This is a genomic window from Pseudoalteromonas piscicida (genome assembly GCF_002744175.1).
Lineage (GTDB): Bacteria > Pseudomonadota > Gammaproteobacteria > Enterobacterales > Alteromonadaceae > Pseudoalteromonas > Pseudoalteromonas piscicida_B.
Map to the genome: position 1 here is coordinate 14,443 of NZ_NKHF01000052.1, position 14,128 is coordinate 28,570.

A 14,128-nucleotide genomic window follows, 5' to 3' on the forward strand; every position below is an offset into this window, starting at 1 on the left:
TCCCTCCCCAAACACCAACCGATCACTTTTTAAACAGACAAAATTACACCCAAGTTACAATTTTGGCTACAAATACGCTCAAATAAAACACCAAAACTTGTACCAATCCCACCAAAGATAAAATAATTGTTTCTAAATTAATAACGAAAATTGTAAGCACTCACTCACCGTAAAAAATACATTACACAAACAAACCATACAAACACCTGATTTAAATAGAAAAAACAAAATAAGGAACACTTAAATCACAGATTAAACCTTTCATATACACCATCAACATTCAAACAAAATCCATGTTTAACAATTGTTTATGGTAAAAACGCAGCACCTATATTGCGAAGTGCCAACTTTAAGAATTAATAAAAAGTTCGGTCATTGCTATAAACAAAGTAAAAAAGGGTCAAAATGTTGAAGAAGTTAAATCTAGTTACTGCTAGCATCCAAACGGCGCTGATCGCTGGTGCTGTAAGCGGTTCAGTAGCTGTTGCTAACGAACAAACTGAAGCTAAGTCTGTTGAGCGTATTCAAGTTACAGGTTCTCGTATCAAACGCTTTAACCTTACATCACCAACACCTGTTACCGTTATCGGTGGTGTAGAACTTGAAAACCAAGGTATTACAAACGTAAACGACCTTTTAGCTGAAATGCCTCAGGCAACGGTTGGCTTATCTCCTGAAAATACAACTAGCTATATCTACGCATCAGGCTTAAACACCACTGATTTACGTGGTCTAGGTTCTGAGCGTACATTAGTGCTTGTAAATGGTCGTCGTTTTGTACCAGGTTCTGTTGGTGATACTGCTGTAGATTTAAACAACATCCCTACTAGCATTATTGAACGTATTGAAATCGCTACAGGTGGTGCAGCAGCAGTATACGGTGCCGATGCAGTTGCAGGTGTGGTAAACATCATCACCAAGAAATCATTCGATGGTATAGAAGTTGATGTTTCCACTGTAAAGCCTGAGCAAAGCGGTGGTGAAGAATATTATTTCTCAATTACAGGTGGTCAAGAGCTAGACAAGTTATCGTTCATCACATCACTGAACTACACCAAAAGCGAAAGCTACGCAAAAATGGACCGTGATTTCTACAAACGCGGCATGAGATCTATCTCTAACCCAGCAAACACAGGTGGTAGTGATGGTATTCCAGCGGATATCCAGTTTAACCACCCAACTGCACTAGGTTACTACTCGGAGCGTGGTGACTTCTTCGCGTGGAAAGGTACAAAGACACGTGAAGCTTTTGAAAACAACCACTTCACTTTCGATGAAGACGGCACAATGCGTCCTTTCGATTATGGTCTAGGTTTAATCGACGATCCAGCTCAACTTACTGATAAGCCAGTTCGCGCGGCAGGTCGTTACCTTTACGATGACGAAAATCCAGGTGATGCAATCTTCAGACATGGTTATAAGGATTACTTCCGTACTCCACTTGAGCGTGTGATTGGTACGCTTTATGGTACTTACGAGCTACACGATGATCACGCTCTGACTTTCGATACCACTTACTCAAAGACAGAAGCAACAACTGAAAGTAGCCCTGCATTTTTTACTCACACTATTCGTCGCGATAGTGCATTTGTAAGTGATTCGATGGGTAAAGTAATGGACGAGGCTGGTTTAGACTCTGTAACACTTTATCAAGCCAACGAACATTTATGGGGTGACCGAGAGTATAACCAAGAGCGTGAAGTATTCCGTTCATCGATTGGTGCTGAAGGTATTATCAATGATGACTGGGGTTATAGCACCTACTTCCAATTCGGTCGAATTGAGCAAGATACCCTGTGGACAGGTGAGGTTTATAAAAAGAACCTAGCCTATGCCATTGATTCAGTTATCGATGATAACGGTCAGGTTGTTTGCGCTACTCGCGATGATGACGGTAACGTAACCGGTGCGCGTGCAGGTTGTGTACCATTCAACCCAATGGGTGCGATGCGTGCGAACCAAGAGCAGCAAGGTTACATTTCAGCAACCGCAACCCGTTTTGCCAGACACGACCAAGCAGTATTCAGCGCGACTGTTGACGGTGTATTATTCGAATTACCTGCGGGTTACGTAAGTGCAGCATTTACAGCTGAACACCGCCGTGAAGTTGCAAAGATCCGTCCATCTGAAAACATGGAAAAAGGCCTGATTAAAGGTAACTCTAGCCTACCTATGGATGGAGAAATCAAAGTTAACGAATTTTCAACTGAAATTTCTGTACCACTTCTTGTGGATCAGTTCTTAGCTACAGACCTTACTTTTGAAGGTGCATATCGCTACATGGACTACTCAGTAACAGGCGGTGACGATGCTTGGAAAATGGCATTAAACTGGGGTGTGACTGAAGAACTACGCATTCGCTTGAATCGCTCTAAATCAGTACGTGCGCCAAATCTAGGTGACCTATTTACCCCTAACTCTACAACTTACAATTCGGGTCGTGCGGATATTTGTCGCGCCGATTCAATTGCAGAACTTAGCAGCAATTATAAGTACAGAGAAAACATCATTAATAACTGTCAGGCGGATGGCCTAGAAGCAGGCTGGATGCCTTCAGATAAGTGGTTATCTGGTGGTAGTTTAGAAGGCTATGTACAGGGTAATGTAGACCTTCAAAACGAAGTATCAAATGACTACACTGTTGGTGTAATCTATACACCAGAGTTTATTGAAGGCTTGGATCTTACTGTTGATTACTGGTCATTTGAAATCGACGGTGCAATCGAGTACTTTGGTCGCGACAGTGTTAAGCTATGTTACGAAGCATCTTCTCTAGATAACCCGTTCTGTAGTAACGTTGTACGTAACAAAGATACTGGCGAGATTGTGCACTACTATGCGCGCCCAATTAACGCAGCACAGATCACTAAAAAAGGTATGGACTTTGAATCAGCATATAAGTTTGATGCACTTAACGGTGAATTCGCGCTTAAGTTAACAGCAACATACCTAATCGAAGACAACCAAAACTCAACAGGCCGCTCTGAAGACTTCCGTAACTATATGGGTGAAACTGATGATGCGCCACGCTGGAAAGGTCGCTTTAGTGCACTATACAGCCACGATGACTCGGCATATGTTGTTACTGTAAACTACCGTCATAGCACCGTCGATGACAATGAGTGGACACCAGAAGACAATAACTACAATGACGTACCCTCATACACAACTGTAGACTTTATGTATAAGACTTACCTAGTTGAGGACCTACAACTACGTGTTGGTGTGAATAACGTATTTGATAGAGAACCTCCTCGTACTCCTGAAACGTATGATAACGGTGAGTTCTTTGACGTGAAAGGCCGTCGACTATCACTTGGTATGAAGTATAACTTCTAATCCATCATAAATTTGTCATTTAAAGCCTCCTTCTGGAGGCTTTTTTATACCAAATGCATTAAGTAAATGAGCTATTGGAAGTGAATTCAACGCAGTTAACGCTAAAACTGGCTGCTAGAAAGGCATTTATTATTCGAAGCTCAGGTTACCTTACCTTTTATCGTATTTTCGACCCATTTGAACAAACTTGAGTATTCACCTCCCTCCGCTTATGATTTAATACTCATGGTACTAAATCGACGAACCATTTTGCTGTAGGTACTGACCTTATTGGCAAAGCTAAATTTCACTACTTGGTTGTTTAAACGGGCATTTTTCAACATAACTAACGTGATAGATGCCCCTTCAAATTGGTTTGAACCTTAATTCGATTGGTATATTCTTCCTGTTCATTTTTATGAGGTCAGAATTTTGTGTAGCAAGGTAGCTAATTCGTCATGAGAACAAGCAAGTTAAGTATTCGACTCTTATGGTATATCACACCTCTTGTCATTTTGCCTTTGCTGTTTTTAGGCGGGTTCACGCTTACTAACGTTACGAGCTCTACCCAACAACAGGCTAAACTCATTGTTAGTCGTTTCGTTGAACAACAACAACAAAAGATGTTCAATTACATCGAAATATACCAGTCCACTACGAAGTTACTCTCCACCTCCCCGGTTCTCAGTGATTTTCTCAACTCTGCAAATTTAGAACGAATGGAGAAAACCAAACGACTGGGTGCACTGATGGACGTATTTGCCAGTTACAGTGAAGCATACCCTGATATTATTAGCATCAATCTACTGTCTCCAGATGGCGCAAGCTCGGCATTTTATTCCAGTAACTTAGGAGAATCTCCTAATCTTTACCCGTTTGCTAAACAAATCCAGCAAAGTAACCTGCGCCAACATCAGTTTATGGTAGCCTCCAGTGCGGGGACCCAACTGTATTTTGTCCAACAAGTTTATAGCGTTGACTACGAACTGAAACAACCTCGTCAGCAGGGTTATATCGTGGTGCAAGTTTCCCCTTCTCTAATTAGTACCAGTATTCTTGAAGCGCCCTACGACAACACGCTCAACCTTTTAATGAGTATTGATGGCGAAGTGTTATTTAGCTCCAATACCAACCTTATCGGTCATTACTTGAGTGCCAGTGAAGTTGAAGAGATTAGCAATATTGCCGATTCAGGTCAGCTTGATTCTATGAAGATCAGCAGTATTGATAATATTGAGCGAATGACCTATAGCGCCCAGCTTAGTGGTGGGTATTTTTATATATCTACAATCCCGAAATCCTTGCTTTACCGCTCCGGCAAAACCATCAGTTTGATCACCGCGCTTATTGTTATCTTGTCTGTCGTAACCTTGCCTATTCTCATTTTTATTGTAGTCAGAAACCTGCTACTCAATCCCATAGAGCTGCTCGGTGAAGCAAGTCATCGTGTTGGTGATGGCGATCTGATGGTGGCATTACCCGAACATAATTCCGATGAAGTCGGTGTTTTATTCAAAGACTTTAATCACATGATTGGTCAGATCCGCACTTTCCAACGAGAATTAGAAGATTACAAAGAACACTTGGAGGAGAAAGTAGAAGACCGCACTAAAGCGCTTGAACAAACCAATAGCAAGCTTGAGATTGCTATTATTGAAGCCGAACAAGCAAACCAGCTCAAGAGCCGCTTTTTGGCAAATATGAGTCATGAAATACGCACGCCTTTAACGGCCATCATGGGCTTTACCGAGCAGCTCATCCAACACCCAGACTCTCCCGCAGCAAAGCAACACCTTGATACTATCTTGCGAAATTCAAAGCACTTGCTGGAACTGATTAACAATATTTTAGATCTGTCAAAAATTGAAGCAGAAAAGCTCGACGTTGAAGAATCTGAAGTTCTGCTAATGCCTTTGGTCAATGATATTGAGTCCATCATTGAGCCCATGACCAATGAGAAGTTGCTTAGCTTTTCAACCGAGTTTATTTTACCACTTCCCAATAAGCTCTATACCGACGTAACAAGGCTAAAACAAATTTTATTAAACATTGCCACCAATGCGGTTAAGTTTACCGAATATGGTGGAGTGCATTTAAAGGTAGAGTTTAAGCCTGACACTGAAAAGTTTATTTTTAGTATTAAAGATACTGGAATCGGCATGTCGGAAAGTGAACTACAACGCGCGTTTAGGCCATTTGAGCAAGCAGACACCACCACCACTCGGCGATTTGGTGGTACTGGACTCGGATTATGTATTTCAAAAAATCTCGCTCAGTTGCTTGGGGGCGATGTCCATGTTCAAAGCCAGCAAGGCTCTGGTAGCTTATTTTCTGTGGAAGTAGCTGGAAACTTCCACGCCCGTCCCTATCAGTGGTTAAATGCACTAGAGCGCACGCAGCAAGTAGATCAAGATAAAGCACAAATCGCAGCTGGAAAAACCCTAGATGCTAAAGTACTCGTTGCAGAGGACAACCCTGATAATCAAGAGCTCATTAGATTATTGTTATCCAATTGGGGGATCGTTCCGGATATCGCAAATAATGGCGCTGAGGCTGTAGAAATGGCGCTTGTAGAGGATTATCAGCTCATTTTAATGGACATGCAAATGCCAGTAATGGGCGGCGAAGAAGCAACACAAATGCTTAGACACGCCGCTTATGATGGGCCAATAATCGCGCTTACTGCCAATGTGATGAAACACGATATCGACAATCATGTTGAGGCTGGGTGTGATGCTACACTTGGCAAACCTATTGATAAAGAGCGATTGGGGGAACTACTAATTCAGTATCTTGAAATTCAGAATGATAAAGCCTCCTCTTGGGATGCCTTGTTGCAAACCGAAAAGTTTTTACAGATCAGCCGCAACTATATAGAAAAGCTGCCAGGGCAACTCACAGAGCTTCAGCAACTCTATGACCTGCATGAGTGGGAGTCTTTAAGAGCGTTAGCCCACAGTATAAAAGGTAGTGCTGGATGCTTCGGCTTTATGAATATTCATGAGGCTGCAGGAGAGTTAGAAGCGAGCCTGCGTAACGTACAAAGTGGCGACCTCCACTATCACTTACTTAAGCTTACTGAAGCTATACGTTACACGTTATCAATGGACAAAACGGCAAGTAATGGCAATTAAACCGGTTAGCGTATCTTAAATTATACCGAACAAGAATAAATTTGAAGGTGAATTAGCGTTACCTATAGAGCTATTATATTAACGGTAACGCCATCAACATTGCATCTTCACGACCTTCTGGGGCGGGGTAATAATTCTTTCTCAGTCCCATCTCAACAAACCCAAAGCGCTGATAAAGCGAGATTGCAGTAGCGTTTGATGCTCTTACCTCGAGAAAGATATTTTCAGCCTGTAGTGTCGCAGCTTGTGCCAATAAATCCTCCATCAGTAACTTTGCGTACCCATAACCTTGCTCGTCGGGACGGATGCAAATATCCATTAAGGTTAAGTCAGGCCCCGCTCGCTCTGCAACGTAGAAACCAACCAGCCTATTATCTTTTGCAATGCTTGTATTAAAGTAGCGCCCATGTAGGCAAGACTGCATAGTCTTTTCACTCCAAGGAAATGCATGGCAAGCACGCTCAATCAGCATAATTTCATCAAGCGTAAAACGCAGCAATCCCCCATGCTCAATTTGCATACTGTTGGCTCCATATTACTTGCCACAATTCACGCTTTTGTGCGCTATTGAGCTGTGTGCTAGGTAAGCTTAATCGCTTATCGACTAACGTTATTTGTTCTCCAGCAACCACCTCAACCATGCTTCCCACGGCGCTTACTATATCCTGCTTTAATGTCTGAGGTAACGTGAGTAGCTGCACAGGCGTCGCTGCATTAGTCTCAGACTGATTTGGATCTGCATGGGCAAATGCGGAGTTTAATTTTAGTGGAACAACGTCAAGAATATCTGCGTAAATCGGATTCATGGCTATGCAGTTTAATTTTTTTAAGGAGTTTACGTTGAAAAAGTGCGAAGTGCAAAATAGAAGTGGCAGGGGCGGCAGGACTCGAACCCGCAACCATCGGTTTTGGAGACCGCTGTTCTACCAATTGGAACTACGCCCCTGCAATGTCGACGCATTATAAAGCGCTTTTTTGAAAGGTAAAGTGAAAAATCACTTTTTTGATTCAACTGCTTCTAAAATAAGCAAAAGGGCGAATATTTATCATATTCGCCCTTTTCTTAAGCGAATGCTAACTCATTTTAGAGTCATTGTTCCCACTCGAAGATCACAGAAGAAAATATATCGACATAGCAGCCAGTTAGAAAGCTAGCTGTTCTCGATACCATCACCTATACCATGCGCAGAACTTTTTTGATTTTTTATTACTCGTCGGCGCTTTAGTTCAGCTTAGGCCCAAGCAAAGGACTCTGCCATATCACAACGAAGCTCTTGTATCTCTTCGGTAGTAAGCATTCGCGGTCCTGATGCAGTTCTATCCATCTTGTGCCTCCAACTGGTCACCATACATTTTAAGTGGTTTGTCAAAACGTGAGTTACCAGCAGAGAACTTAGAGGATATTTTTTGATTGTTTTTCATACACACCTTGAAAACCATCAATACTGCTCAAAGATCACACAACGAGGAATAACCTCGTAAAATAAAAGGATCAAATCATGGGTTTGAAACTAGGACCAAAACCAAAAGCCAAATCAACAGGCAAGCCAGATCAACGTCGACGTGACAACAAAAAAACTCCAGGAAACACTCCAGGCCTAAAGCCGAGTAAATCCTCGAGCAAGTAACGCCACCTCAATATCGAGTCAGTGTAAGCGGTACTGACTCTTGTTGTTAAAACCCAAAACACGCTTTTGCCCCATTGTGAGTTAACGTAAATGCTCTAAGGGTGGCTTTGAGCGAAAAGCAGGTCTTCACTTTCTCTATATACATGAAGCTAGCGGCTTGACCCCCTTTATTTTGTTGATATGACGAGAAAGAACTAAAAAGACAAAAAGCAAAGCCTAAACCTAGGGGGTTTCAAACACTATGCAACCCAAAGTGCTGATTTGGGCTATTTTTTACTCATCAAAGAGAAGATTACAATCACTCAAACATATTTTTTTGTAAAAAACTAAAAATAAAATGAAACAAAATCGTAACGAAAAATTCAATTACGCCCTTCCCACCCATCTTCGTAACAAAAATGAAATAATTCAAAAAACTTATTAAAAAAAACACCTCACAAAAAAAAACAAAAAAAAGACACAAAAAACGCAGTAAAAATACCAAGCTCTCTAAAGTTTAGAAAATTAAATTTCAGATTATCGAATTAACATTAAACAAAAAAACAAAACAAAACCATAAAAAAAGCAAAATTAACCCATTAAATTTTAATTTGACCAAAAGCAAAAAACACTGATAAGCTTAAAGGACCCAATACGGGTCCAATCAAACAAATAAGGAATATAATATGTTAGAACTAAACATTTTAACCGTACTAGAAATCGCCAATAACTCAGTAGAAATTATTAACGCTGCAAAAGATTGTGGCACTAACCCATTTGATACTGTTTAATTTTTTTGGCAAGCCATAACTGGCTTGCTTTAAAATTATGGCCAATAAATTGACAACAGCTGAAGCTGTAGAGATAAAAAGAAACATAGAAAGAACAGACGCCAGTTTATCATTAAGCTATATACTTGAAGATAAAAACTTTGAACATATTTTATCCGAGTGGGAGTATAATAAATCACTAAATAGGGAGTTCATCAACAAGACAAGCTCATCTAAAATCATGACAGACTTTACTTTTACTATTGATAAAAAAATTGTGGCTGGTAGTAGTTTTTTTCTACTCTTTCATCATTACCTTTATTTTTCAATACCTTACAAAACTTGCAAGTTAATGGGGTTTAAAGGTATTTGTATGCTCATTACAGAACAGAGTTATGACATTGATCTAATAAAAAAAACAGCATTATCGCTTGGTGTAGAAGCCGAGGTCATTATTTTAGATAGCAGAGGTCACTTTTTAAGAAAGGCGTTAAAGCTTGTTAAGCGGGATTATGCCATATTTATGCCGGCTGACATGCCTTTTGGCTTTGATAAAAAAGGAATTAAAGAATACTTTTATAACCAAAAGCTAAATACACTTAAATATAGAGATGGATATTTAAGAGTAGCAAGGACACTTAAGCAACTGCCTATATTATTAGTTAACGATGTCATAGGTGATAATGAGGTATTAATTAAATCTTACCCAATAAGATCTAGTGACAACCTTAATGAACAGCTTTGTTTACGAGTATTAAAAGAGCCGGAAAAGTTTGAAAAATTAAATGATTTTAAAAAATTATTTAACTTCCCGGTACCAGATAAAGAATTTTCATTTCATGTGTTTGATAAAATCTACACGTATTGGCCAAAAAAACAACAGTTATTTTTGAACATTTAAAACAGGAATTTATAATGTATAAAATTAGAGTTGCTTTGCTTCTAGGTGCAACTATTACAGCGGGTTTAGCTAATGCTTCAACACCAGAAAACGTTGCAGATATTCTAGGTCGAGATCTAAGTTTTAGTGCAGGTGGACTAGAAAATCTTGGACATGTTGGACTGTGGACAGGCAGTCAAGTACTTGAAGTTTTGGATACACCTGCCGTCATTGAAGAAAACTCATTGAATAGTTTCAAAAATGCTTCTGAGTACTGGGGATATAAAGCTAGAAGAAGCACTGTATATATAAATAAAAGGGAAAACATTATTAAGTTTGGCCGACAACAAAAAGAGTTCTCTCCATCTTATACGCTTTCTTTTACTGCAACTGAAGGAAAGTGGGGTTATAAGCGTGTTTATAATAACGTAACTAAAAAATGGGAAAGAAAAAAGGTTGTTATTCAAAAAGCAAAATTCAGATGCGATACTTTTGTAGCATTTTCTTGGGATCGAGCAGGTGAAAGAAAGCCTTATGGTAGTACACCAACACACATGTATCAGTACTATGATTTGATGTAAGAAAGACCATATATTCCAAGGCCACATAAAGTGGCCTATAAAGGTATAAAACAATGAAAAAGATAATTTTAATTTTTTTATTAACAACACTACCAGCTGCACTTTTATTATCAAATAATAAAAAAATGAAAATATAGAAACAAATAAAGAAATGGACACAAAAAACATAAAAAAAGAAATAAACAAAAAAACAACCATAATAAAAAATGAAATTTTTACAGGAAAACTATCTGAAACAGATAAAGTGCTAAAGTTAATATTATATTCAGACTCTCTTTCTAGAGAAGAAAAAATATCTGAGATATACAGCCTTATAAAAAACTATCCACCTGAATCATTTGAATTCCAATATTTAGTAGATGTTATTTCAGATTTAAAGCCATTAAAACTATCATCCGAATTCATTGACTTATATCAAATCACAGAAAACGACAAATCAAAACAAAAAATCATTAGATTACTTTCAGAGTCTACAACGATTACAGCAGAAATTGATGACAGTAAATTGGAAGAGTACACCGATGACTTTGTCAGAGTAAAAGACTTTTTTGAAAGTGAGATAAAGAACAGGTATGTTAGCACTGATGTAATTAACTCTTTAGTATTTAATTATAACAATCTAATAAATACGGAAGACTACATTGACTTTATTGAAAACGAGCTAGCTAATATCAATCACTCAATTGATGATGAGCGACTATCAAAGGTAAAACTTTCGCAAGCAATGAGCGCTGATAGCCCTGATTACCTTAAAAAACTTTTAAGCACATCGGATGTCTCGCTTTCAAGAACTGTATATAGCTACACTCAATCTATGTCTAAACATTCCCTATCAGCTGAGAAGTCACAGGCTATTAAGCTCTATTTAGATAACACTAAACAAGCTGTATTTGGGAAAAATGAACAAGATAACTACGATAAAATAAATTGGATTGAAAGTGTGTCACTGGTCAGTGATAAGTCAAAAGAAGATCTAGTAGTCAATATCATTAATAGCTCAAATAATGTGGCAGAGCGGGCATTTCTAGCGTCATATTATCCAGATGCACAGTTAAGTAATGAAAGTCTTAGTACATTAAAAGATGACATAGAGAGTGAACTTGGTGTAGTTCAAGACGAAGCTCTAAGGCAGAATTTACAAACAGTACTAGAGAATATTAATCACAGGCTAGCAAACTAACTTTGACTGCATTGAGCCATATTGTTTTTGGTCCATAGCAAAGCTTTGGGGATCAGGGTAGTGTTTAGAAATCTGTGTCATTTCAGTATTATATAAAATAGGAATGACACATGACCAAAGACCAGGGGCGGAGCATACTTTGATTACTTATAAGCCAAAGAACACCTGTGCCCTAAATTTGTCGTTCCGGCCAGCTGTTTTCAATTTGCTGAGAAAATAAGTGACAAGAAAATAAGTGACACCCATCACTATTGCGTAATAACATGATGTCGATCGCTCAATAACATCGATGGCGATCACAATCTCTCACGATTGTAGACCTCGTAAAAATCTAACTGACGTGATCGGCATCCGTCAATTGTTTTAATCTTTTCCTCATCGATTCTCCTTGTAGCTCTATTTTTATGGCGCTATGAACAAGCCTGTCTAGGATCGCATCTGCATGGGTCGACTCACCTATCATTTCATACCAGTTGGCTACTGGAAGTTGGCTGGTGATCATGGTTGATTTGTAGTCATATCTGGCGTCGATGATTTCCAGTAAGTCACTGCGCTGCTGAGCATTCAGTGGCTCTAATCCCCAATCATCTAATATCAACAGGTCACAGCCTTTGAGTTTACTGATTAACTTGCGATAGCTGCCGTCGGCTTGCGCCATAAATAGCTTTTCGAGTAGCTCTTTTAGCCTGAAGTAGTAAACACTGTGCTCTTGCTGGCAGTAGTGGTGCCCAAGTACACAGCTGAGGTACGTTTTACCGCAACCTGTTGCGCCTGTTATCAGTAAGTTGTGATGCTGTTTGAGCCATTCCCCTTGCGCGAGGCTGCGGATTTTTCCTTTGTTTAATCCGCGCTCAATGTGGTAATCGATTTCCTGTAAGTTGGCCCTAAGCCTGAACTTGGCTTGCTTCGTTAATCGCTCTATACGCCGTTGCTCTCGGCCAGTAATTTCATACTCCAGCAATAAGCTTAACCGCTCTTCGAAGCTTTGCTCTATATAGAGATTTGGTTGCTCAAGCTGTTGTAATAATGCCGTTTTTACACCGCTCAGTTTTAAGGTAGTTAATTGGTTTGTTAATATATTCATGAGAAGTCCTTAGTGGTAATAATGTTGGCCGCGGATATTGTGGTGCTCGATATCGCTTAATAAATCGATTTGCGCATTCGGTAGCGGTTGTTGCTCTAAGCCTTTATTGAGCATATTGCTAATCGCTTTTAACTGAGTCACACCAGTATGCAACGCACGTTTGCACGCAAGTTCTAATCTGGCAGGCGAGTATTGTTTAGCTAAGTTCAGCAACCTCAAACAGCGGCGATAGCTTTGCTCTGGGTGTTTTCGCTCATTGAGATACCGTTTAACTAAGGTTTCTGTCTCTTTACCTATTTGGGCTGCCCAACGTTCAAGTCGCTCTGGCGACCATTGCTGGTGTTTGCGGTGCGCAATTGGCATATGTTGCTCATTGGTCGTGTGACTACCCACACCATAAGACCGAGGATGCAAGGCAACGAGTTTACCTTGATGGTAGACCTTCACTTGTTGACCACAGATATGTGCTTCTAGCGTTTGTTTTACCAGGGCGTACGGCACCGAGTAATAATGCTTTTCTACCTCTACATGGTAATCAATGTGTACACGCACCTTTTTCACGAAGGTGTATTGGTACACTGTTTGCGGTAATGGTTTTAACGCTGGTTTATCTATTGCTATAAACTGGCTAGCACGGCTACCTGGGTGTTTTTTCATTTGCCTGTTGTTCATATCTTTAAGCAACTCACTAATACGTTGATTTAATTGCGCTAAACTAAAAAAGGTTTCATGGCGCAGCCGCGCCATTATCCAACGTTCAACGATTTGCACGCCGACTTCAGCTTTCGCCTTATCTTTGGGTTTATAAGGTCTGGCCGGTATCACTGTGGTGTCGTAATGCTCTGCGAGTTGTTGGTAGGTTGGGTTTAAGTCAGGCTCGTAGCGACAAGCTTTAGTGACGCCACTTTTAAGGTTGTCAGGAATGATTAACTCAGGCACACCGCCAAGAAATTCAAAGCAGCGAACATGACTCATTATCCAGTCTTCAAGCCCTTGCGATAACGTGGCTTCGGCATAGGTGTAATTAGACGCGCCCATCACCGCCACGAATACTTGAGCAGTTCTAAATTCGCCTGTTCTGGGATTAACTATCGGGATAGTTGGGCCGCAGTAATCAACAAATAGCTTCTCACCGGCTTTATGGTGCTGACGCATTGAGAGCTTTTGGGTTTTAAACCATGCTTTGTATTGCCGACAGTAGTGGTTGTAGCTGTAATGCCCTTCTGGATGTTGCTCAGCATATTCCTGCCAGAGCAGTAATAAGGTCATGGTTTTACATCTTAAAGCCTGCTTAACGCTAAGCCAATCAGGTGAGGCATATTGTTTAGGCTGAACTTTGGTTGCGAAGAATGCACGAGTGAGCTTACAGTCATCCCACGTATCATCTAAAGGCCAATAGGTAATGCCAAGCTGTGCAGCTCGATTAGCATAAGTTGAAAAAGACGATGGGGAAATCGATAAGCTTTTCGCTATTTGACGATGCGTTAAATTTGCGCCGTATTTTAGCCGTAATATTTCTTTTAATTTTCTCATTGATATAGGTGCCGTTGGCATAGTTATCCCCATCGCGGTTA

General features: G+C 40.1%; 10 protein-coding genes and 1 tRNA gene. 6 read left to right on the top strand and 5 right to left on the bottom strand.

The features are described 5' to 3' along the window. Positions 1 to 405 precede the first annotated feature (405 nt). Positions 406 to 3,339 (top strand): TonB-dependent receptor domain-containing protein, encoded by a 2,934-nt coding sequence (locus CEX98_RS11725; protein ID WP_099642252.1) that lies wholly within the window; start codon positions 406 to 408, stop codon positions 3,337 to 3,339. Between the two features lie 437 nt (positions 3,340 to 3,776). Continuing rightward, complete coding sequence (locus tag CEX98_RS11730) at positions 3,777 to 6,452, top strand: hybrid sensor histidine kinase/response regulator (protein WP_099642253.1); 2,676 nt, start codon at positions 3,777 to 3,779, stop codon at positions 6,450 to 6,452. 73 nt (positions 6,453 to 6,525) lie between these two features. Here CEX98_RS11730 and rimI read toward each other — a convergent pair whose 3' ends face one another. The 3 genes from rimI to CEX98_RS11745 all read right to left on the bottom strand — a co-directional run bounded on the left by rimI (position 6,526) and on the right by CEX98_RS11745 (position 7,398). Next, complete coding sequence (gene rimI / locus CEX98_RS11735; RefSeq protein WP_099642254.1) at positions 6,526 to 6,972, bottom strand: ribosomal protein S18-alanine N-acetyltransferase; 447 nt, start codon at positions 6,970 to 6,972, stop codon at positions 6,526 to 6,528. Further along, positions 6,962 to 7,258 carry a hypothetical protein gene (locus CEX98_RS11740; protein ID WP_099642255.1) on the bottom strand — a complete coding sequence of 99 codons (297 nt, stop codon included), beginning with the start codon at positions 7,256 to 7,258 and terminating at the stop codon, positions 6,962 to 6,964. The genes rimI and CEX98_RS11740 overlap by 11 nt, the downstream gene beginning before the upstream one ends. Before the next feature lie 63 nt (positions 7,259 to 7,321). Then, a tRNA-Trp gene (locus tag CEX98_RS11745) sits at positions 7,322 to 7,398 on the bottom strand. Between the two features lie 553 nt (positions 7,399 to 7,951). Here CEX98_RS11745 and CEX98_RS23460 point away from each other — a divergent pair. The 4 genes from CEX98_RS23460 (at position 7,952) to CEX98_RS11760 (ending at position 11,470) form a co-directional block, all read left to right on the top strand. Next, a complete protein-coding gene (locus CEX98_RS23460; RefSeq protein ID WP_277948923.1) occupies positions 7,952 to 8,080 on the top strand; it encodes a hypothetical protein in 129 nt (42 codons plus the stop codon). An 807-nt stretch (positions 8,081 to 8,887) separates the two neighbouring features. Next, a complete protein-coding gene (locus CEX98_RS11750) occupies positions 8,888 to 9,730 on the top strand; it encodes a hypothetical protein (protein ID WP_099642256.1) in 843 nt (280 codons plus the stop codon). A gap of 14 nt (positions 9,731 to 9,744) precedes the next feature. After that, positions 9,745 to 10,290 (top strand): hypothetical protein, encoded by a 546-nt coding sequence (locus tag CEX98_RS11755; RefSeq protein WP_099642257.1) that lies wholly within the window; start codon positions 9,745 to 9,747, stop codon positions 10,288 to 10,290. A gap of 151 nt (positions 10,291 to 10,441) precedes the next feature. Further along, positions 10,442 to 11,470, top strand: a complete 1,029-nt coding sequence (locus CEX98_RS11760; protein ID WP_099642258.1) for a hypothetical protein — start codon at positions 10,442 to 10,444, stop codon at positions 11,468 to 11,470. A gap of 331 nt (positions 11,471 to 11,801) precedes the next feature. Here CEX98_RS11760 and istB read toward each other — a convergent pair whose 3' ends face one another. Both istB and istA read right to left on the bottom strand, forming a co-directional pair. Continuing rightward, the gene (gene istB, locus CEX98_RS11765; RefSeq protein WP_099642259.1) at positions 11,802 to 12,554 is read right to left on the bottom strand and encodes an IS21-like element helper ATPase IstB; all 753 of its coding nucleotides are present in this window, start codon (positions 12,552 to 12,554) and stop codon (positions 11,802 to 11,804) included. 9 nt (positions 12,555 to 12,563) lie between these two features. Beyond that, positions 12,564 to 14,108 carry an IS21 family transposase gene (gene istA, locus CEX98_RS11770; protein ID WP_099642260.1) on the bottom strand — a complete coding sequence of 515 codons (1,545 nt, stop codon included), beginning with the start codon at positions 14,106 to 14,108 and terminating at the stop codon, positions 12,564 to 12,566. Between the last annotated feature and the right edge of the window lie 20 nt (positions 14,109 to 14,128).